Here is a 21,829-nt window from a genome sequence, read left to right as displayed (position 1 = left end):
GGGTTACCAGACGCAATTAACGGTACTGGTGTAGCCAACCAAGGCCTTCTGTCGTTGTTGTTTTTGGCTTGTATTCGCAGCCAACCCAGCCTTGATAGCCAAGCTCATCAAGATAGTTGAGCACGAATGGGTAATTGATTTCTCCGGTACCCGGTTCGTGTCGGCCTGGATTATCCGCCAGTTGCACGTGTGCGATTTGGCCGATGTTTTGTTGCATGGTCGGCGTTAAATCGCCTTCCATAATTTGCATGTGATAAATATCGTATTGGATAGAAAGGTTATCGCTCCCTACCTCTTTGATAATCGCTTTGGCTTGCTCAGTCGTGTTCAAGAAGAAGCCCGGAATATCACGGGTATTGATCGCTTCTATCACTAGACTGATACCTTCTGCTGCTAGCGCGTTCGCCGCGTAATGCAGGTTAATCACAAACGCTGATTGAGCGTCTTGTTGAGTGACGCCTTGCGGAACAATCCCGGCCAAGCAATTCACTTGAGTACAACCCAGTGCTTTTGCGTAAGCGATGGCTTTAGGTACACCCGCTTGAAACTCTTCAACGCGTGCAGGGTCGACCGCGATACCACGGTCGCCAGCATCCCAATCACCCGCGGGCAGGTTAAATAGCACTTGCTCTAGGTTATTAGCGTCGAGCTTTTGTTTAATCTCATCGGCATCAAAGGCGTAAGGGAAAAGGTATTCGACACCTTGAAAGCCCGCTTCTGCGGCGGCTTCAAAGCGATCCATAAAATCGACTTCCGTGAATAACATTGACAAGTTTGCTGCAAATTTTGCCATGACTCTGTCCTTATTCTTTATCTGTAAAAATCTGGTTGTTTGTAGTAAAGCCTCGCTCTATCGGAGGCTTTCCGTAGAGCTAAGCCTCTGCTCTACGGATACACATTACTTAATGATTACTTGTACGCTAGCGCGGTTGGAGCATCGTCGCGGCTTTCGGCAAGTGGTTCAAATTCGTTGATGGCGTTGATCTCTACGCCCATCGCAATATTGGTCACTCGCTCAAGAATCAGCTCAACAACAACCGGTACCTTATGCTTGTTCATCAGCTCTTTAGCTTGCTCAAACGCAGCGGCAATTTGCTCTGGTTCACGAACTCGAATCGCCTTACAGCCTAGGCCTTCAACAACTGCAACATGATCAACACCGTAGCCTTCAAGCTCTGGCGCGTTCTGGTTATCGAACGCTAGTTGTACACAATAGTCGATATCAAATTGGCGCTGTGCTTGGCGAATCAATCCTAAGTACGAGTTGTTCACCAACACATGAATGTATGGCAAGTTGAATTGAGCACCTACCGCCAGTTCTTCGATCATAAATTGGAAATCGTAGTCACCAGAGATAGCAACGATATCGCGATCTGGATCGGCCGCTCGTACACCCAATGCGGCGGGTGTTGTCCAACCCAATGGGCCAGCCTGACCACAGTTGATCCAGTTACGCGGCTTATAAACATGCAGGAACTGAGCGGCAGCAATTTGCGACAAACCAATCGTGCTCACATAACAAGTGTCACGACCAAATGCCTTGTTCATCTCTTCATAAACACGCATCGGTTTCATTGGCGCTTCATCGAAATTGGTTTTACGCAGCATGGTCGATTTGCGTTCCTGACACTCACTTGCCCAAGCATTTCGGTTTGGCAGCTTGCCAGCGTCACGCCACTCTTGCGCCACTTCAACCATCAGCTCTAGCGCTGCTTTCGCATCAGAGACAATACCTAAATCTGGACAGAACACGCGACCGATTTGGGTCGGTTCAATATCAACGTGAACAAACTTTCGGCCTTCGGTGTAAACATCGACAGAGCCGGTATGACGGTTTGCCCATCGGTTACCGACACCAAACACAAAATCAGAGTTGAGCATGGTTTCGTTGCCGTAACGGTGAGACGTTTGTAGCCCTACCATGCCTGCCATTAATTCATGATCATCTGGGATCGAGCCCCAACCCATTAAGGTTGGAATCACTGGCACACCGGTGATCTCGGCAAACTGTTGCAACAATTCAGACGCGCCAGCATTAATCACGCCACCGCCCGATACAATCAGCGGTTTCTCCGATTGAGACATCATGGTTAATGCTTTCTCAACCTGCGCGCGGGTTGCTTGTGGCTTATAAGGTTCTAGTGGTTCATAGGTATCGATATCAAACTCAATCTCAGCCAACTGAACATCAATCGGTAGATCAATCAGGATTGGACCCGGGCGACCCGAACGCATTAAATGAAAGGCTTTTTGAAATGCGCGTGGCACTTGTGCAGGTTCCAGCACCGTGGTTGCCCACTTAGTGACTGGTTTGGCAATCGATTCGATATCGACCGCTTGAAAGTCTTCTTTATGAAGGCGAGCACGCGGAGCCTGACCAGTGATACATAGGATAGGGATCGAGTCAGCTGATGCAGAATAAAGCCCCGTGATCATGTCCGTTCCTGCCGGGCCAGAAGTACCAATACACACACCTATATTTCCTTGACTGGTACGTGTGTACCCTTCAGCCATATGGGATGCACCCTCTACGTGGCGAGCTAAGACGTGATCGATTCCTCCGAGCTTTTTCATCGCTGCATACATAGGGTTTATTGCTGCGCCGGGAACACCAAATGCGATGTCTACTCCTTCACGTTTAAGCACTTCTACCGCTGCTTCAATCGCTTTCATAATTGCCATTCGAACCTCCAGTTCAGATTGTATACAATTAAACTAACTTTTGTGTACTATGAACCATCCTCGCTATTTATCAACCCCAAAATGAAACAATTTTGTTACATTACACTGCCATTTTGAGTAAGCATCAACCCTGAAAAGCTTACAATTCATTACTTTACATAAAATATCTTTACGTAAAAATAAATTCCAAAAAGACCAAATGATAAATAAATGTTAAATACCCTTTGCTTGTTTACAATTTATGCAATATAAATACCCTTAAAAAGAGCATTTTGTATACAAAATGACATCGTATTGTTCAAAGGAGACAACAATGATGAATGACGTAAAAGAGAGAGAAGAAGTACAGTGTATGCAGGTACTCGGGAATATGGACAACCCCGAGTACAAAGAGATCTTGTCTAAAGATGCATTAAAATTCTTAGAAGCTCTCGTGAATAAGTTTGGAGATCGCCGTCATGCCCTGCTAGGTGACCGCGACGTAAAACAAGCTCAATATGACGAGGGGGAGTTACCCAATTTCAGAAAAGACACCATTTCCATTCGCCAGAATAAAGAGTGGAAAGTGGCAACGCCGCCGCCAGAGTTGCTGGATCGCCGAGTAGAGATCACCGGGCCTATCGAAAGAAAGATGGTGATCAACGCGCTAAACTCAGGCGCGAAAGTCTTCATGTGCTGCTTTGAAGATGCGTCTTCTCCTACTTGGGCCAACATGGTCGAAGGGCAAATCAACCTAAGAGATGCCAACCTTGGCACCATTAGTTATTTCGATGAGAAGAAGCAGAAGCGTTACCAATTAAACGACGATCCTGCACTGCTGATCGCACGCCCACGAGGGATCCACCTTCCTGAGCAATCCATCCAATTCAACAATCAGCCTATCGGCGGTTGCTTGATGGACTTCGCCTTGTACTTTTTCCACAACTATCAATCACGTGCACAACAAGGCTTTGGCGTTTACTACTACATTCCAAAGCTAGAAAGCATGGAAGAAGCACAATGGTGGGACGATATTTTCAGCTTCACCGAAAACTATTTCCATGTACCCAAAGGCACCATTCGCGCGACAGTATTGATCGAAACGCTACCAGCCGTATTCCAAATGGAAGAGATCTTGTACGCAATGCGTGATCACATCGTTGCGATGAACTGTGGCCGTTGGGATTACATCTTCAGCTATATCAAAACGCTGAAGAACCATAAAGACCGCATCCTGCCAGATCGTCATGGGATCGGCATGGATCAAGAATTCCTTAACGCTTACAGCCAACTGTTGGTACGCACTTGTCATGCTCGCGGCGCACTGGCGATGGGTGGTATGTCAGCCTTTATTCCAGCAAAAGATCCGCAAGAAATGGCGCGTGTGACTGCCAAGGTAATCGAAGATAAACAAAGAGAGTCTCAAAACGGCCACGATGGCACATGGGTCGCGCACCCTGCGCTGGTTGATTTGGCAATGTCGATATTCGATAAGCACCTCGATGGTAAAGTAAACCAAATGGATTTCCAAAGCCCAGAGCATGTAATCAATGCAGACTTATTGCTGAAACCTTGTGAAGGTAGCCGCGATGAAGCGGGCGTTCGTAAGAATATCCGCATCGCGCTGTATTACATCGAAGCTTGGATCCAAGGCTACGGCTGTGTACCTATCTACGGCCTTATGGAAGATGCCGCAACCGCTGAGATCTCAAGAGCCAATATCTGGCAGTGGATCCACCACGGGGTAACACTCGATGATGGCCAAACCTTTACCAAATCACTATTCCACTCTTGGCTTTACCAAGAGCTAGACACGATAAAACATGAAGTCGGAGACTCGCGTTATACAGCAGGTCGATTTGAAGAGACAGCCGATCTTTTCTATCAACTTTCTACAGCCGAAGAGTTCGCCGCCTTCCTAACTTTACCCAGCTATGGGCTATTACAAGAGTCCAGTTAGGACTCTTGTACCGAACTGAATCAGTCGATGATATCCACAACAAGAGTAATGATTGGCTGACTTAGCTTGGTACACGGCCCCTTGAAAAACTAGGAGATAACATGGGAAGTTTGACTCTACAACAAGCGTTAACCATCATTGATGGCACCTTAAAAGCAGGAAACAAGATCCACACTGAGCCTTTGACGGTCGCCGTCTTAGACAGCGGTGGCAAGCTGATTTCTTTGCAACGTCAAGACGGCTCTAGCATGATGCGACCAGACATCGCGATTGCTAAAGCGTGGGGGGCACTCGCACTGGGCTGTTCCTCTAGAAAGCTCGCCCAAGATGCTGACAACAGGCCTGCATTTATCTCCGCCGTAAACGTACTCGCACACGGAAACATGGTGCCAGTGCCAGGGGGCCTACTGATTCGAGATAAGGATAAAACGGTACTGGGCGCGATTGGGGTCAGCGGTGACATTTCAGACATCGACGAGAGCTGCGCCATTAATGGTATTGGTTGCGCAGAGCTGTTCAGTGACGAGATGCTACAAGCTTAATTCACTGTACTTGAATTTCTTAAACAGGAACAAAAAGCCGAAGCTATTAGGCTTCGGTTTTTTTATTCATACGTTGCGCCAACAACGCTAACGAACAAACGCCACTAAGCGCGCCCATTTAGCGTCTTCCTTCAATTTATTAGACAGCCAGTAATCAACACTAAACGATCCCGCGCCAAGTACCGCTAACGCTAGATACCCACCAGCAACAGAGACGTTTTTGTAGAAGTGAATCATTTGCCCCGATGAACTTGGGTCGAAGTGAAACATAACACCAGAAACCAAAGAGAAAAGCGCAATCGAGAACGCTGTAAAGCGAGTCATACACCCAGCTAGAATCGCAAGCCCACCACCGAGTTCAAGCAAGATAACCAAAGGCAACAAGTGAGCGCTGACTCCTTGAGAAGCCATGTATCCCGCCGTTCCTTCATAGCTAAATAGCTTTCCCCAACCCGCTTGAATAAACAAGTAAGCCAATAAAATACGAGCGAAAAAAGTCAGTGTGTCGTTCAATCTAGTGTTCATAGTTCTAAGCCTTGATAAGTTTCATTGCCGATAGGTTATTCGGCTTAGCATTAAGATGATAACGAGAAAAATAGAACAACTTGTTTGAAATTTTAGTAGACATACTTGCATACAAATTACTGGCTAAATCCGAAGATTCAACAACCTCAATGCTGATACCATTGGCTTAAATTCATTGAAACACTTGTCCCATTTTTATTGATTTTATGAAGACTTTGAAGAAAACACTGCCGCTCGATACTTTACAAATATTGGATGTTCTACAACGTGAAGGGACTTACTCGTCAGCCTCTGCGCACCTCAATCGATCCGTATCTGCATTAAGCTATCAGATTCAAAAGTTGGAAGACGAACTCGGTATCTTGATCTTAGATCGATCAGGGCACAGAGCCGTGTTTACTCAAGTCGGTAAAATGTTGGTGGAAAATGGTCGACAATTGCTAACGGGATCAGATGAACTCATAACCCAAATACAACGTTTCTCAAGTGGTTGGGAAAGCGAACTGTTTGTTTCTTATGACGGTATTATCGGGCAAGACATTGCGTTATCACTAATCGCTGATATGGCAACGGAGTGCAGCACGCAACTGTATGTCCAAGAGGATATTTTGTCAGGAGGCTGGGAGGCGTTAACCACAGGAAAAGCAGATATTCTTATCTCATCGATGCCCAATATCGAGCTACCGAATACCGTGAACAGTAAAACCATCGGCAGGGTAGAAATGATCTGGGTGGCCGCAAAAAATGCACCCATTTTAGACGAGAAAAATCCACTAAGTGAATCAACACGACGTGAACACACAATCATCGCAGTTGCAGATACCGCTAAGTCAGCGCCTAAAATCACCAAGAATATCTTGCTGAATCAAAAAACCAGTACGGTCAGTTCAATGAGTAGTAAGTTGACGGCAATTCAACGTAATCTTGGTATTGGCACTCTACCCAAGCAATTAATAACATCCGAGTTAGAAGACGGAAGTTTAGTGGAAATTGGCCACGCAAGAACCGTTGATATCGTGCTCGCGTGGCAAATAGGCAATATGGGGAATGCAAAAACACTCGCTTTGAAAAAGTTAGAAAAGTGCTGGAGAGCATCAGCTCAAATTCACTAGGCCTATCCCCTATCCGGGCACTCTAGATATCTATTTATCTCTTCCAATGAATCGGCTTTGTTGAATACTCTCACCGTCGGGATTCGTTACTTTAAACTGGTAAACTCTCGGGATATTACCTTTGTAGAAAAATGCTCGTCCATTCTCAGTTGTTTCTTGTACTTGTTGGCCTCGAATGTTGGTGGTCACTTGAGCATTAGCAAGGCGTTTACCATCTTGGTAAGCCGTCACCACCACTCCATTATGTTGCTCGAAAATCGACATTTTCAACTCGGCATGAGATGCAAATGAGGCTGCGAACAGTGCTGTGCTAAGGGCAAATTTAAATTTCATTTCAGTAATCTCTGTATTGTGGGAATATGAGAAATATACGGATGGGGACTCTCTATTGATAACGGGAAGTCTTAAATAGGATGTCCTAAATTATTGAATTACATCGATGGAACTTGTTCTATTTTCTGGTTCAGTGTCGCCCCAAATTAACCGACACAAAATTACAGACACAAAAAAACCGAAGCCCATCACTTCGGTTTCAAATCAAATTAAGCTCGTTCAGTTCACTGAGTTCAGCAAGCCGATTACTCGTAAGCACTCAACCATGTTTTTAGCAGCTGGTTAGTATTCTTCTTCTGGCTAGCAGACAATGATTTAACCAATTTTTTTTGCATTTCGACATGTTCAGTCATCATTTCATCGATCAGAACTAGGCCATCTTTGGTCAGTTTCACACTCACGCTTCGTCTGTCTTCCTTACTGTGCTCTCGACTTATTAACCCTTTGGCTTCCAGTTTATCAAGACGATTGGTCATCGCGCCTGACGTTAGCATCATTGAGCCAATCAGCTCTGAAGGCGTCAGTCGATATGGCTTTCCAGAGCGTCGTAAGGTCGCCAATACATCAAACTCGCCCAACTTCATGTCGTACTTTTTATGCAGGTCGGCAACTTGCGTTTCCATATACTTGGCAATACGCATAATTCGGCCCATCATTGCCATAGGCTCAGTTTCTAATTCGGGCTTTTCCTTTGCCCATTGCTCTACAACGCGGTCGATAGCATCCATTTGCAATCTAGCTCCGTTATTAGTCTGATTACTTTAAACTAGTTTAACATAAAGATACTTTACAACCACTAGTTCTCAGTATACAGTTCACACAATAGTTATCTTAACGTAAAGATATTTTAGATGAACATATTATTAGCAATGATTCCCGCATTCTTCTGGGGAACAACTTATGCAGTGACGCAATTTACGCTACAGGAGTGGCCACCACTATTACTAGGTGCTTTGCGTGCATTACCTGCTGGTTTGTTATTGCTAGCGGTAAAACCGACACTGCCGAGAAAAGGCGAGTGGCAAATCATTTTCACTCTAGGCCTGATCAACATCGCGACCTTCTTTGGTTTGATCTTCGTGATGGCACTAACCCTGCCTTCAGCGATTTCAGGCGTGGGGATGATCTCTGTACCTGTGTTCGCAATGATCTTCCATTGGGTAGTGAAGAAACAGCGCCCGCATTTGATTCAAGCCTTGTCAGGTATTGGCTTGATCACCTTAGCTTGGATTCTATTCAACCCAAGTCAAATCGCATTGAACCCTATCGGTTTAGGCGCCATGTTTGCCGCTATCATGTGTATCGTTATCGGCAGCAGCATTACCAAGTCACTGGGTAATCGCATGCACTGGTGGAAAGTACTCACATGGCAGCTCATTCTGGGCGGTACGATTTTGTCTGTCGCGTCTGGCGTTCATGCCTTCATCGACCCACAGCCTTATGTTAACGCTGTCACTCATTTCGATACTCGTAATGCGATGGGCCTATTGTGGGTGATTGGGCTAAACACGGCACTTGGTTACGGCATGTATGTGTGGTTGCTGCAACGTATGTCTGTAGTTGATTTCACCTTCGGTGGCATCGCTAACCCAGTAGCAGGTATCGTTACAGGTATGGTGTTGATGGGTGAATCATTCACTGCAGTCCAATACTCACTAATGACAGGCATGATCGTAATGTCGCTGCTACCGCAACTTATTCTTGCAGTCAGACAATCCAAGCAAGTTAAGCCTGTTACTCAATAGTAATCGCATACAGAAAATACCTATTCCAGAGCCCAACAAACCCGCCGAGTGCGGGTTTTGTTTTATTAGCATCACATCCATATAAGTTTTCTATTTGTTCTCAATCTGTTACCAACTTATGATTAAAGAACTCATAATCATTCGGTGCTCCTTATGGCAAAAGATCTATTCTCGAACTTAGATTTAAATTTACTTCGCACTTTTATCATTCTTCATCAAGAAAGGAATATGCGTAAAGCCTCCGAGCGCCTATTCGTATCTCAGCCTGCGATAAGTAAAGCTCTACAACGATTGCGCGATCATTTCGACGATGAACTATTTGTCAAAACGCATCACGGCTTACGTGCAACTGAACACGCAAATATGTTGGCTGAGAGTATTTCACCTATCTTGGATGACCTATCCTCGGCACTCAATAATAGTAATGAGTTCGATCCTAGTGAACTACGCGGTCCATTGAAATTAGCTTTGTCTCCATTTCTTTTAAGTTCACTATCTAGCAAGTTGTTCAATGCAATTCGTTCTCAAGCTCCACACGTTCAAGTTCAGCTATTAAATTGGTCTAAAACAACGATGTCAGACATCATCAATGATGAAGTTCTGATTGGCTTCAATTATGAAATTAACCACGCCCCAAAAGAACTATTACAACAGCCGATCGCACAAGACAGCTTTAAGGGCTATCTAAGAGAAGGGCATCCTTACCAGAAAGATTTCATTGAAATCAAAGATGGTGTGAAGTTTGAACTGGCGACGATCATTGCTATAGACTGGAATTCTCATCAAACAATTGCTGAAAAAATTCTAAAAATCAAAGGGCTTGACGCCAGAATAGGCTTTCGCTCCGAGCTTCCATCAGCAGTTATCGACGTAGTGCAAAACTCCGATATGATGTTTCCTGCCTCGAAGTTTTTAGGAATAGAGAAGAAAACCTCTTTACGAGCTATCGATATCTTGTTTGATAACAAAGATATTAACCCTGTCGTTTGTGCTTATTTTCATCACAAGAATCGAAACAGCCCAACAACTCTATGGCTTAAAAAGATACTTGATAACCTTATCAATAATAACCAGTAGTTATCAGCGTCTTTACTTTCCTTTATTAATAACTAAACGTTAATGCCTCTATTCCTTTAAGGGATTAGAGGCTTTTTTGTTCAATCCATATACTTCTCTCATCGGCTAGGAACGCCACATAACACTGCAAGAAGCAACTTAAGTTCCTAAACAATTATTTGAGAGTAAACCATGAAACTAAAATTACTGAGCACTGCTATTGCGGCGACATTCCTTGCTGGCTGTTCTTCTTCTGGTTCAAGTGATAACGGCGGCGGTATTGATCCACAAGACGGTATTGCTGACGTTACATACTTCCAAGGCGAAAACCTACAAGCAGCAATCATTAGTGGTGATGAAGGTAATTACCAAGCTAATTTATTGCAAGGAAGCAATGGTAATACGGTCATGCGCTTAAATGGTACAACCTATGTAACCAATGGTGATGAAGTAAAAAATGCTCAAGGTGAAACCATTGGCCATATACAAAAAGAAGGTTCAGAGCTTATCTTTCATGGCAACAATGGTGGAGAAGCAGTACTTAAAGTTGAAAATGGCCGTTTAATTATTTCTGAAACGATAAAACCAGCCCCACAACTACCACCTAAAGATGATGATTCATGGGATGGAGATCATGGCTGGGATGTCACGAAACCTGCTCCAGAATTACCACCTAAATGGGATGGCGATGAAGGACACACAAACCCATTTATACCAGTGACAATTAATGGTGTTGATTATGTTATTGATACAACAACTAACTTAGTCACAATTGATGGTGTTGTTGTTGGTGGAGCTGAATATGATGGAAAAGGTCGAATCGTATTTACTGATTTCTCTACTGGCGAAACTATGCAAATTGGAAAAGACAGCAACGGTAATATTACCATCATCAGAGGTGATGTAGATAATGGATGGGGTTGGGTAAACCCAGATAACGACTTACCTGAATTTGATGGCGGTTGGGATAATCCAAATAAACCTTACACTGTCGAGTTTAGTAAAGAACACCAACAAGCTTACGTGTACAACGAAGAGGGTAAAACGGTATTAATTATTGAGCCAGGTGATACTCATGGATCGTTTGAAGTTCGACTAGGTGCCATGAACTCTGACGACGTTTATGTTATTTATCAAGACAATCGTGGGGAATGGGTAATTGATTGGGAAAAATCAAGCATTGATGGTGAATGGGGAGTATCTCCTGATTCTGAAAAACAACTACCACCAAGCTTAAATGACCAACTGATTACTAGCATTGAATCTGGACAAAATACTGACGGCTCAACATGGATTAGTATTAATGACAAAGCGGTAAGTATTATTATTAATGACGGGAAAATTGTTGATGTAAATATCTCTGATAAAGCAAAGAAAGTAATTGCTGAACGTATTGAGCTTCGCTCAGATTTAAATGCAGAGCAAATTCGTCAAAAGGCACAATCTCTATCTCAAGAACAACGTCAGCAAATTAAGCAAGCTGTAAAAGACCGTGTTAGTCGCAGCTAATCAAAGACAATAAATATAAAAGCAAAGGAGCCGCTTATTAGCGGCTCCTTTTTATTTGAGAGTTGGGAACACGATGAAACGACTATTAATCACTTTATTGATACCCCTTGCCGTATGTGCAAACGACCATCAATTACAAACATTAAATTATCATGAGCCAAGCTTGAGCTTTCAAACAGCTAAAGCTGGAGACAACTGGATAGGTACTGTATCTGGAGTTATTCAAGCAACTGAAGAGATCAACATCAGTGCAGAAATTGACTCGGAAGGTTACCTAGAAATAGGAACTGGTTACGGCTTGATGCTGGGTAACTTTTACACTGAAGCTTTCGTGAGTTATGGCCGAGCAGACCTTATCGATATCTACGATATCGGCTTATTTGGTGGCACCGCCATCACGAACAATATTATGGTGTTTGCGAACACATCGCATGAATGGCGCGATGTTTCTTTATCCCTCATAGATATGACAGATAGAGAATGGAAAAACACTATCGGGACAAGTTACTCTCCCACGGAGTTTATGAACTTTTCCTATTCATTCAGCCATGATCGCCAATTAACGGGTTCAAAAGGTTATTACAACAGCCAAGACATCACTTTTACCCTGAAACCCAAATGGGTGGAGCCTTATGTGAAATATACATTCGGTCAAAAGCGCGTTAGTCCAGGAGATGTATTTCGTTCAGATGGCAGCGTCGAACTAGGCTTCAACCTTCGTTTTTAGTTTACCGTTTCGTGTGGTAGCTCTCACCCCTTTATAGTCTGATTCAGTAAAGGGGCTTTTTTATAACGAATACACTTCTTAAGATCCCTAAGTAAACCCACTAAGAACCTACATTTAAAGAATTTGCTCATCTATCGTACTTTCGTGCTCTTTTTTGAGCCTGAAGCGTATCAGATATTTTTTTTCGACTAGCATAAAGTAAGCACATCGAAACGAAACTGAAAGGTGACATCATGATTACGTCGAAGCTGAAAGCAATTGTATTAGCGAGCAGTATTTTTATCTCACACCAAGTACTGGCGACTGAAAGCTACAATACCGATATTCCGTCAAGCATCATGACGCCAGATACAGTACAAACCAGTATCGGCGAGTTGAATTTTAAAGATGGTGCGCCAACGGCTGAAACCGCGCAAAAGCTTTATGACAACCTAGACACGCTTCGCTCAACAGAAGTGTTCCTCAATGCAATTCCAATGGCTTCGATTGAAGCACTGCGTGTTGGTCATACTGAGATAGGCTCAACATCATCAAACCAAGTGGTGGTGTTCGATAATCTGATGGATTCAAATCCGTTATTTTTAACAGGTAACACCGACACCGTTTATGCTTCGGTTTTCCTAGACCTTGAAAAAGACGGTCCAACTGTCATTGAAGTCCCTGAGGGCATGGGACCGACAACGGTGAACGATGCGTTCTTCCGTTTTGTCACTGACTTGGGCATCGTAGGTCCGGATAAAGGCAAAGGCGGTAAGTACTTGATTCTACCTCCGGGTTACGAAGGCGAAGTGCCTGAAGGCTACTTTGTTTCGCAATCCACCAGCTACACCAACTGGTTTATTGCGCGCGGATTCCTGAAAGATGGGAAGACTGACGCTGCTGTAAAAGCTTACAAAGAGAAGCTGAAGATTTACCCATTGGCGAAGAAAGATGATCAACCAAAAATGGAGTTCATCTCTGGTAGCGGCAAGTCATTCAATACCATTCATGCGAACGATGAGCACTTCTACACCGAGATTAAAACGGTGCTAGATAAAGAGCCGATTTCATTCATCGACCCAGAACTTCGTGGTTTAATGTCGAGCATTGGTATTCAGAAGAACAAACCTTTTGCACCCGATGAGCGTATGCAAAAACTGATGAAGGATGGCGTCGCGATTGGTAATGCAACAGCTAGATCACTGTACTTCCAACCAAGAGACAAGAAAGCTTACATCTATGAAGATCGCCTATGGAAAACGGCGTTTATCGGCAAAGATTACCAATGGTTAGTCGACCAAGGTGAAGGCGGGCGCAACCTAGATGCTCGTTCTTACTTCTTCTACATCGCGACAGTGAATACACCAGCGATGGCCCTGAAGCTTATCGAAAAGGGCTCTCAATACGCATTGATTGACCAAGCAAAAAGCGGTGAATACTTTGATGGTGGTAAGCAGTATAAATTGAATATTCCAGCGAATGTGCCTGCTAAGAACTTCTGGTCGATTGTGGCTTACGACACGCAAACGCGCTCAGAACTGCAAACCAGTCAACCGCTGCCAAGTAAGAATAATCAGCGTGATGATTTCATTGAAAACAAAGATGGTTCGGTTGATTTGTACTTTGGCCCTACCGCTCCAAAAGGCAAAGAAGCGAACTGGATTGAGACGGTACCAGGTAAAGGTTGGTTCACGATACTAAGACTCTACGGCCCTCAAGAAGCTTGGTATGACCAAACATGGAAGCCAAGCGACATTGAAGAAGTTAAGTTGTAACACGAACCAGACTTAACTAAACAAGCTGTAGATACTAAAAAACGCGCCTTCATCGGCGCGTTTTTTTGTTGTTGTCATCATCTATATGATCAATAGCTTTCTAAGCTCTCACTTAAGATCTGCTCAATCCGTTTGACTATCGGGTGCTGATAACAAGCTCGGTGATACTGAATACCAACATCAAAAGTCACCGCTTCACCGTTGAATAAAACAGGACGTTTACTGAGCCCACTAGGGATAGAAGCCAAATCCATATCAAAGCCAACGTACACATACTGGCTTACTTGAACACATTGCAACGCAGAGGATACCGATGCAACGGTCAGCTTTTGTTGCAATACCAAGCCTGTGCGTTTTTTTAGGCGTTCGTAATAGGAGTTCGCATCCAATGACCCCATCGAAACGCGCACCGTATCAAAGCTTTCTAACTGGTTGAGGTCGATGGCTTCATTTTTGGCTAAAGGGTGAGTATCCGCCACATAAGCAAACAGCTCCAACGACCCTACTTTACGCTCCACAATTCGGTCGTTGAGCTCATTAGGGTAGCCCGACACACCAATCGCTAAGGTCCCTGCTTTAGGGAATTCAACGCCATCCAAAGACCAGTCCATCATCGAGATCTTGGGTTTAGCCTCCTCATTAGTAAGTCCCTGCAACAAAGGGACCGTAAACAGTGTGCTCAGCGGATTGGCGGCGTGAAAAACATATTCGATGTTCGAATCGTTACCAATAAACGACTGCGATATTTGCTGCGCTTGCTCTAGCTTTTCTAAAGGTTCTTTCACCACCAGTATTAGTTGAGTGGTGAACAAGGTCGGCGCATAAACACCTTTGGTTGCAATGAATAACTCATTAGCAAACAAATCTCGACAATCCGAAAGGTGGCGATTAAACGTGGCGCGGCTTATATCCAGAATATGGCATACCTTCGCCTGAGATTGTTGCTCATAAAGCAGGTCCAAAAATCGATACAGATTTAAGTCGATTGTGTTTTTCAAATGCCCTACCTCATTTCCATGCTATGTCGGCCTTTGTTCAGTATGAACGTGAACCAAATAAATTTTAAACACTTAATGCGATAACTTTGCTGCTGATAACGGTTTACCCAGAATGAGGCGTTAAGGAATCTTGCGAACCTTGGTCATCATCAACCCAAGGGCAGCCAACACTTGAGCCACGAAACAGCTGACAAAGAGTACTGGCAAACCAAACATTGTCACCAAGTATCCAGAAGCAGCCAGACCAAATGGCATCAAGAGTTTAAACAAAGACCCTGTAATTCCAGCAACACGACCAAGGTGCTTTTCCTCGAATGCTTCTTGACGATAGCTCCAAATACAAATGCTGCTGTAGACGCCAATCGCACTCACCCATAAGAACGACATCATCAATACGCCTTTTTCAATAACAACCATGTGCGCTGAAGTCATACCTTGCAATAAATAGCTTCGACTCAGCAATGCAGGGAACAAGAATCCAAACGCCTCTAAAACAATAGACAAAATAAGCAGCACACCAAACCCGATGCGCTTTCTAACCTTATCAGCGGTAAAAGAACCTAATAAACCACCGACGCCGGACGCCGCGATCAAGTAACCCACCTCGATATGACTAAGCGCTAATTCAGCTTTGGCAAAATAGATGGCTTGAATCCAGAAAATTGCACCCGTGGTATTGATCACCATCACGACCAAGGTGATGTGCCACATGTTTTTGTTCGCATATAAGATCGACCAACCCTCTTTAAGCGCGCTCAGCACCGACTGTTGAACCACGGGGGCTGATGGCTTGAATTCCAGTTTATTGAGCTGCCAAAATGCTAGCACATACATCCCCGCAATAAGCAAAAACACGTTATGTAACGCAGACAATAAAAGCAGCCCCCCAGACAAAACCGGGCCAACAGTTTCTAACAAACTGTACAAAGAACTCATTCTCGCGGTGGCGATATTTTGCATGTGCTGAGGTAAAACATTTTTCATCATCCCAATACGCGCATTGTGGTAACCATAGTTAAACGCCATCATCAGGAATGCGCACGGAAACAGTGCGTACAAAGGGTTCGGCAACCATCTCACTGCAATATAAGAGACGACCAATACTGCTGCTTGCCCGATCAACATGCATTGTGACCACTGCTTTTTATTAAACCTGTCAACCCAAACACCGATGAACAGAGCTAATAGTAGGTTGGGTAAAAACTCGACGGCTCTCATCCAACCCATCATCTCTGAAGACTCTGTCAACTCGTAAACCAACAAGGGCAGAGCAAGGTCATAAATCTTGGTACCAAAGGCAACAAAGAACGCTGTTGAGAACAAAACAATAAAGCTTGAGCTTTTCCAAATAGAGGGGGATACCTCTGCACCTTTTATACTTTCCATTTCTCATTCCTTTTAAAAACAATCGAATAACTCTATTATCGAGATTAAAAGATGAAGAAAAATAGAAAGTTCAAACAAGGATTTCACCTTTATGCATTACTGGAAGGCTCTAGCATTTTTACGTTCTCGGGTACTCGTTAACCAACCGACTTCACTCTCTTTAACTGAAATAACGAATGCGCTAGGTTGTACCAAACGTAACGCTCAATTGGTGATCAAAAAGCTAGTCAACGAAGGTTGGGTTGACTGGAAGTCGGGAGTTGGCAGAGGCAACCTACCCACACTCACGCTATTAAAAAGCTTGGACAGTGAGCTTGAGGTACGAATAGATGAATTGCTCTCTGAGAATAAAGTTGACCAAGCATTGGATCTGGTTGATGAATCACAACGGGATCAGTTTCTACTGGGTTATATCAGCCGCTATCAAAGCTTGCCTACTGAACTAGATATTCTGCAAATCCCTTTTTATCGAGGGACACACAGTCTGGACCCGATTGAAGTCACACGACGCACTGAAGCTCACATCACTAGCTACCTTTTTAGTAACTTACTACGTTTCAACAAGTCAACTCACTCGTTTGATGGTGATCTTGCCATTGATTGGTATCAAACAGAGCACCGTTGGCACTTCACGTTACGCAAAGGCTTAGTCTTTCATGACGGTTCACCGATTCTAGCGCAAGACGTCAAAGCACACTTTCAACGTCTGATAGGCAGCAGTCACCACAATAGTCAGCAATTTAAATGCATCTCCGCTATTACTGTTATCGATCCGCTCCACCTCTGTTTCGATATCAATGCCAACACAGGCTACCTTCCATCACTGCTATCGTGCTCCGCCGCAGGTGTTGCCAAAAAAGTAGGAGATAAAATCATTGGTAGCGGCAGCTTTAAATTAGTGGAACAGTCCGAATGGCTAACCATACTCGAGGTTTTCAGCTCCTACCATGGGCACCGACCTTGGGTAGACGGTATAGAAATTTGGAATGTTGGTGATAAAGCCAAAGACTATGAAATGCACTGCGATATTGTTCACTCACACCCACATTACCAACACTCATCCATCTCAAACGAGCTTGCCGAGATAGAACAGTGGGAAAAGGGGTGCGAGTACGCTTTAATAAACCCACATCGACACACTTGGCTATCAAACCCACAACACCTTAAATCACTGAGTGAATTACTACGTTTGCTAGGGATCGCGAAAGACATACCTCTGGACACTGTCGGCTACGCCGAGGGGATGCTATCGACGTCAAATCAATCAACACAGCCAAAGATAGAAACGGCAAATAACCAAAGCCCATTACAAATGGCTCGACAATTCGCTGACCAGCATAGCAAGCCTAAACAACCGTTAAAGATCCTAACCTATCAGCTTTTTGACCACATAAAAATGGCTCGCCACTATTGTGATCGGTTAAATGAACTTGGTTTTATCTGCGAATATCAAGTGCTCGAGTTCCCTGAATTTTGTCAGCCAGATAACCTAAAAGATGCAGACATATTAATTAGCGGCGAAGTGTTTTCAGATAACCTCGATAGCAGTTGGATGGGGTGGCTACAAAGTTCTATCGCATTAGAAGTGTGCCTCACTGATGAGCAAAAACAGTGGCGAGATGAAAACCTTGAACGGCTTTGGAAAATCACCGATTACCAGCAACGACAACCTGCCTTCCTACACATAGAAGCGCAATTGATCACATTCGGAATCTATCGACCAATTTTCCACGTTAAACAGCAGCTCAATTATGCCAAAACCGTGAACCCAGTGGAGCAGTTGGCGAACGGTTGGATTGATTTTAACCAAATCACTATGCGCCGCTAAATTGGTTAATTCTCAACCAAAACTAAACCTCACAAAGAATAATGACTTTATAAAAATATCAATTGGTGAAAATATTTGCTTCTCAATAGTTATATTAGAGATTTAATTTCTACATTTCATTTCAATTAGAGACAAAAAGACAAATTTTTTCTCCGACTACCTCCTTATACTGTGCCACGTCATTAAGGCGCTACAAGCCTATGATTTAAAATAATTATTAATGAGTAGTCACCATGAATTCGAAGTCGCTAACTATCTTGCTTTTTGTCTCTGTTTGCTTAATTTGGGGAACCACTTGGTTCGCTATGGAAGTAGCATTGCATTCTATCCCACCTATTTTTGCTACTGCGTTGCGCTTTTTACTTGCAGCCCCTCTGCTTGCGGTATTGGCGAAAGTCTTCAACCAACCACTGCTGTTCCCTAAAGGTAAGCGCCAATGGCTGCTTATTGTTGCGCTGATGTATTTCGCGATTCCGTTTACGTTGATGATCTATGGCGAGCAATACATCTCTTCAGGTTTAGCGTCGATCATCTTCGCCAACATGCCTGTCGCTGTGATGCTGATGTCTGGCTTATTCTTAGGTCTACGACTGGCGAAGCACCAGATATTCGGTTTGATTACTGCTGTTGTGAGCCTATGTTTGATCCTTGGTAACGAAATGCAGATGGGCGGTGATGACTACTTTATCGGTACAGTTTGTCTGGGGCTCGCGGTTGCGATTCACGCGGTAATGTACGTATTGGTTCAAAAACACTGTAAAGGTATCGAGGTGCTGACTTACAACGCTGTACCAAGTTTTATTGCTGCGATTTTCTTGTTTGCTGTATCGGCAGTCGGTGAGAACGTGAATGTAGAATCTTTCACTTGGGATTCTATCTCAGCGGTCGTGTACCTAGGTTTTGTAGCGAGTGTCGGTGGCATTGTGGCTTACTTCAAACTAGGTCAGGTGTCGACGCCGTTCCAAGCATCCATTTGTTTCCTTATCTTCCCAGTGGTTGCACTGTTGATCTCTTGCTACATCAATGGTGAGGTGCTATCGGAACAGTCTCTGCTTATGATGATCCCTCTACTTTGTGGCATCCTGCTAACTAAAGCACCAAAGAGCATCTTCAAGCTACGTTCAACGCTTAAAACGGCAAGCAGTAACTAAGCAGCTAAATACTAAGATAAACCGCATTCAAACTACCCCAGAAGCTCACCATATGCTCCTGGGGTTTTGTTTAGTCCCAACACGCCTTCACAATTTACTGCCCCTTTACAGCCAACCCCTTCTCATATTGAACCGCTTACCAAGCGAATGACTTAAACATCGCAATCAACTACATTAGACTCAGCCATTATTGCCAGCTCTGGTTAATACCCTTAGTTATCTCTCCACAAAGGAATGTCATGAGTAATCCCATCAAACACATGCGTCTTGTCAAAGGTCAACTTTGTAGGGTTGAGGAACTGACGAATAACGATGATGCGTTCTTAGAACCGCACAGACATGAATACTGGGAGTTAGTATGGTGCGTGGATAATCATGGCAGTCAGAGCATTGATTTCGTTGACTACGACAATAAGATCGGCCGTATTTTCACCATTGCACCGGGCCAAGTACACCGCTCGGAGCTAGTCGGAGAAAGTGCTCGTTTACTGGTATTTACTCCTGGCTTTGTTAAAACCAATCACCGCAACACTCAGCTGGTCGATACTGTTTTTGCCATGCACCAAAGCCGCCCTCCCTATTTGGATTGCAGTGAAGAAGGCAACCGCTACTTGTTGCCTATTTTCGACATGCTGAAAGAAGAGTGCGCACGAGAAGAGAGTGACTGGGACCTAGTAGAATCACTCATGAATAGCTTTTTGCGCTACATCCTGCGCTTTGCTAGCCAATCCTCATTGAAAGGTGAAGTACGCGATAGCCGAGTGAACAAGGTGGTTGATTTGATTGAACAGCACTACATCACCCATAAACATTGTGATTTTTATGCGCAAGCGCTGTCGATAACCAACAAACGTATTAACGAAATTGTCAAAGCTGATAAAGGTAAAACCGTCACTCAATTGATCCACGACCGAATCATTTTAGAAGCGAATCGAGAACTGCTCTTCTCAACCAAGACCATCAAGACCATCGCTTTTGAACTAGGCTTCGAAGATCCGGCCTATTTCAGCCGTTTTTATCGCGGACAGATGAAAGAGTCACCGGCACAGTTTCGAAGCCGATGTGCAGATAGTGCAATATAATACGCAGATAATCCCTTTTTTAGCCTCCATTAAGTTCCGATAATGCTCCCTCTTTATTTCATCCATTTTGGTACATCCAAATTGTTGGGAGCTTATTCGAATGGCCATCAACCTAAAAACCGATCCAATATCTAAGTCTTTTTATCAATACCTATGGCCAGCGCTAACCGGCATGGTGATCAAATCTCTTTTCATAATGGGAGACGCTTGGTTCGTTGGGCATGGTGTCGGTCCTGATGGCTTGGGCGCTATCGCTCTCACCATCCCTGCTTTCTCAATATTCACTGCAATTGCCATGATGGTTGGTATTGGTGGTGCGGCGCTGATGTCTATTGAAGTGGGCAAAGGCAACGTAACCTCTGGGCAAACTCTGTTTAATCAATCGATGTTGATCACCGCTCTATTTAGCACGGTGACCGTCAGCATTGCCTTGTATTGGCTCGATGAGATTATTGCGCTGATGGGGGCTTCTGGATACATGGCTGAGCTGACTCACGACTACCTATCGGTAATGCTGCAGTTCTTCGTGCTCTACTCGTTAGCTTGGGTTATGTCATGCTTTGTGCGTAACGATACCAACCCAAAACTGGCGACTTACGCCATGTCGATTGGTGCTGTGGTCAACCTCGTATTGGATTACTTCTTTGTCCTAAAATGGGGCTGGGGCATGAAAGGGGCCGCCTACGGCACAGCCATCGCACAGGGTGTCATCGCGTGTATTTTATTGAGTCACTTTGTACGCAAACAAGGCACCTTAACGCTGAGTTTAAAAGGTATTGGTTTTAATAAACTACCAAGCATCCTGAAGATTGGCACTCCAACTTTCTTCATTGAAGTCACAGCCGCTATGACGATCTTGCTCTTCAACTATGTACTGTTGGATCAGTTTGGTGAGAACCACATAATCGCTTATGGTTTAACAGCCAACATCGGGGTCTTTGCTCTATTTGTGATGGTCGGTATTGCTCAAGCTTGTCAGCCTATCATTAGCTTCAATCATGGTGCTAACCAGCCAAATCGCATCGAAGAAATCTTCCGCTTAGGATTAAAAAGTGCAGTCGGCAGTGGCCTAGTATTTATGGGGATTGTGTATCTGTTCGCACCTCAAATCGCAGCGCTTTATCTGGGAGCTTCAAGTGATTTGATTGGGCTATCCGTGACCGCACTCACTTTCTTTTTCTTTGGTGTGCCGCTAATGGGAATCAACTTAGTGATTGCCAACCTGTTTCAAGCGACTGCCAAACCAAAACAGGCAACACTAATATCTCTTGCTCGCGGTTTTGTGTTCGTGGCTTTGGGTATCATCATTCTGCCAAAGCTGTTCCCAGAACAAGGGATTTGGGCAAGTATTCTATTCGCGGAAACTCTAACGGCAATCGTCAGCTTTAGCATGTTACGCAGTTATAAGAAGCGCTTTGCTGACTCTTTAGAGCAACAAATCGTTTAGACGAGCGAACAGC

General features: G+C 44.2%; 19 protein-coding genes. 12 read left to right on the top strand and 7 right to left on the bottom strand.

Going from position 1 to position 21,829, the window contains the following annotated elements:
• Positions 1-16 precede the first annotated feature (16 nt).
• Together hyi and gcl are read right to left on the bottom strand one after the other, a co-directional pair.
• Positions 17-793 (bottom strand): hydroxypyruvate isomerase, encoded by a 777-nt coding sequence (gene hyi / locus CWO08_RS07220; RefSeq protein WP_102398175.1) that lies wholly within the window; start codon positions 791-793, stop codon positions 17-19.
• 116 nt (positions 794-909) lie between these two features.
• Positions 910-2,682: a glyoxylate carboligase gene (gcl, locus tag CWO08_RS07215; RefSeq protein ID WP_108020162.1), complete on the bottom strand. Its 1,773-nt coding sequence runs from the start codon at positions 2,680-2,682 to the stop codon at positions 910-912.
• Positions 2,683-2,995: 313 nt separating this feature from the next.
• Here gcl and aceB point away from each other — a divergent pair, with 313 nt between their 5' ends.
• Complete coding sequence (aceB, locus tag CWO08_RS07210; RefSeq protein ID WP_108020161.1) at positions 2,996-4,621, top strand: malate synthase A; 1,626 nt, start codon at positions 2,996-2,998, stop codon at positions 4,619-4,621.
• Positions 4,622-4,722: 101 nt separating this feature from the next.
• Positions 4,723-5,163, top strand: a complete 441-nt coding sequence (locus tag CWO08_RS07205) for a heme-binding protein (protein ID WP_008220964.1) — start codon at positions 4,723-4,725, stop codon at positions 5,161-5,163.
• Positions 5,164-5,250: 87 nt separating this feature from the next.
• Here the strand turns inward: CWO08_RS07205 and CWO08_RS07200 are convergent, their stop codons facing one another.
• The gene (locus CWO08_RS07200; protein WP_102433251.1) at positions 5,251-5,688 is read right to left on the bottom strand and encodes a DoxX family protein; all 438 of its coding nucleotides are present in this window, start codon (positions 5,686-5,688) and stop codon (positions 5,251-5,253) included.
• 206 nt (positions 5,689-5,894) lie between these two features.
• Between CWO08_RS07200 and CWO08_RS07195 the strand changes: the two genes are divergently transcribed.
• Positions 5,895-6,800, top strand: coding sequence for a LysR family transcriptional regulator (locus CWO08_RS07195; protein ID WP_102433252.1), 906 nt, complete (start codon positions 5,895-5,897; stop codon positions 6,798-6,800).
• Between the two features lie 30 nt (positions 6,801-6,830).
• Here the strand turns inward: CWO08_RS07195 and CWO08_RS07190 are convergent, their stop codons facing one another.
• Together CWO08_RS07190 and CWO08_RS07185 are read right to left on the bottom strand one after the other, a co-directional pair.
• The gene (locus CWO08_RS07190; RefSeq protein ID WP_102433253.1) at positions 6,831-7,133 is read right to left on the bottom strand and encodes a hypothetical protein; all 303 of its coding nucleotides are present in this window, start codon (positions 7,131-7,133) and stop codon (positions 6,831-6,833) included.
• Positions 7,134-7,378: 245 nt separating this feature from the next.
• The gene (locus CWO08_RS07185) at positions 7,379-7,861 is read right to left on the bottom strand and encodes a MarR family winged helix-turn-helix transcriptional regulator (RefSeq protein WP_004737459.1); all 483 of its coding nucleotides are present in this window, start codon (positions 7,859-7,861) and stop codon (positions 7,379-7,381) included.
• Positions 7,862-7,984: 123 nt separating this feature from the next.
• On the opposite strand from CWO08_RS07185, the gene CWO08_RS07180 reads away from it, so the two are divergent.
• The 5 genes from CWO08_RS07180 to CWO08_RS07160 all read left to right on the top strand — a co-directional run bounded on the left by CWO08_RS07180 (position 7,985) and on the right by CWO08_RS07160 (position 13,924).
• Complete coding sequence (locus CWO08_RS07180) at positions 7,985-8,878, top strand: DMT family transporter (protein ID WP_102479872.1); 894 nt, start codon at positions 7,985-7,987, stop codon at positions 8,876-8,878.
• A gap of 153 nt (positions 8,879-9,031) precedes the next feature.
• Positions 9,032-9,955 (top strand): LysR family transcriptional regulator, encoded by a 924-nt coding sequence (locus CWO08_RS07175; RefSeq protein WP_102433255.1) that lies wholly within the window; start codon positions 9,032-9,034, stop codon positions 9,953-9,955.
• Positions 9,956-10,126: 171 nt separating this feature from the next.
• Positions 10,127-11,443: a hypothetical protein gene (locus tag CWO08_RS07170; protein WP_102479874.1), complete on the top strand. Its 1,317-nt coding sequence runs from the start codon at positions 10,127-10,129 to the stop codon at positions 11,441-11,443.
• Positions 11,444-11,516: 73 nt separating this feature from the next.
• Positions 11,517-12,170 (top strand): hypothetical protein, encoded by a 654-nt coding sequence (locus tag CWO08_RS07165; RefSeq protein ID WP_102479894.1) that lies wholly within the window; start codon positions 11,517-11,519, stop codon positions 12,168-12,170.
• 233 nt (positions 12,171-12,403) lie between these two features.
• Complete coding sequence (locus tag CWO08_RS07160; protein WP_102479896.1) at positions 12,404-13,924, top strand: DUF1254 domain-containing protein; 1,521 nt, start codon at positions 12,404-12,406, stop codon at positions 13,922-13,924.
• Positions 13,925-14,013: 89 nt separating this feature from the next.
• Here the strand turns inward: CWO08_RS07160 and CWO08_RS07155 are convergent, their stop codons facing one another.
• Both CWO08_RS07155 and CWO08_RS07150 read right to left on the bottom strand, forming a co-directional pair.
• Entirely contained in the window at positions 14,014-14,922 is a 909-nt protein-coding gene (locus tag CWO08_RS07155) for a LysR family transcriptional regulator (RefSeq protein WP_102433259.1), read from the bottom strand.
• A 120-nt stretch (positions 14,923-15,042) separates the two neighbouring features.
• Complete coding sequence (locus CWO08_RS07150) at positions 15,043-16,308, bottom strand: MFS transporter (protein ID WP_102480079.1); 1,266 nt, start codon at positions 16,306-16,308, stop codon at positions 15,043-15,045.
• 91 nt (positions 16,309-16,399) lie between these two features.
• On the opposite strand from CWO08_RS07150, the gene CWO08_RS07145 reads away from it, so the two are divergent.
• From CWO08_RS07145 to CWO08_RS07130, 4 genes are all read left to right on the top strand, one after another.
• On the top strand, positions 16,400-18,136 hold the full coding sequence (locus CWO08_RS07145) for an SgrR family transcriptional regulator (protein WP_102480055.1): 1,737 nt from the start codon (positions 16,400-16,402) through the stop codon (positions 18,134-18,136).
• A gap of 233 nt (positions 18,137-18,369) precedes the next feature.
• Entirely contained in the window at positions 18,370-19,287 is a 918-nt protein-coding gene (locus CWO08_RS07140) for a DMT family transporter (protein WP_102433260.1), read from the top strand.
• Between the two features lie 239 nt (positions 19,288-19,526).
• Positions 19,527-20,369 carry a helix-turn-helix domain-containing protein gene (locus CWO08_RS07135; RefSeq protein WP_102478722.1) on the top strand — a complete coding sequence of 281 codons (843 nt, stop codon included), beginning with the start codon at positions 19,527-19,529 and terminating at the stop codon, positions 20,367-20,369.
• 100 nt (positions 20,370-20,469) lie between these two features.
• Positions 20,470-21,816, top strand: a complete 1,347-nt coding sequence (locus CWO08_RS07130) for an MATE family efflux transporter (protein ID WP_102478721.1) — start codon at positions 20,470-20,472, stop codon at positions 21,814-21,816.
• The last annotated feature ends 13 nt before the right edge of the window (positions 21,817-21,829 follow it).

The organism is Vibrio sp. 10N.286.48.B8 (genome assembly GCF_003050085.1).
GTDB classification, from domain to species: Bacteria; Pseudomonadota; Gammaproteobacteria; order Enterobacterales; family Vibrionaceae; genus Vibrio; species Vibrio crassostreae.
Note: the sequence above shows the minus strand (reverse complement) of the source record. Positions and strands in the feature narration are given on the sequence as shown.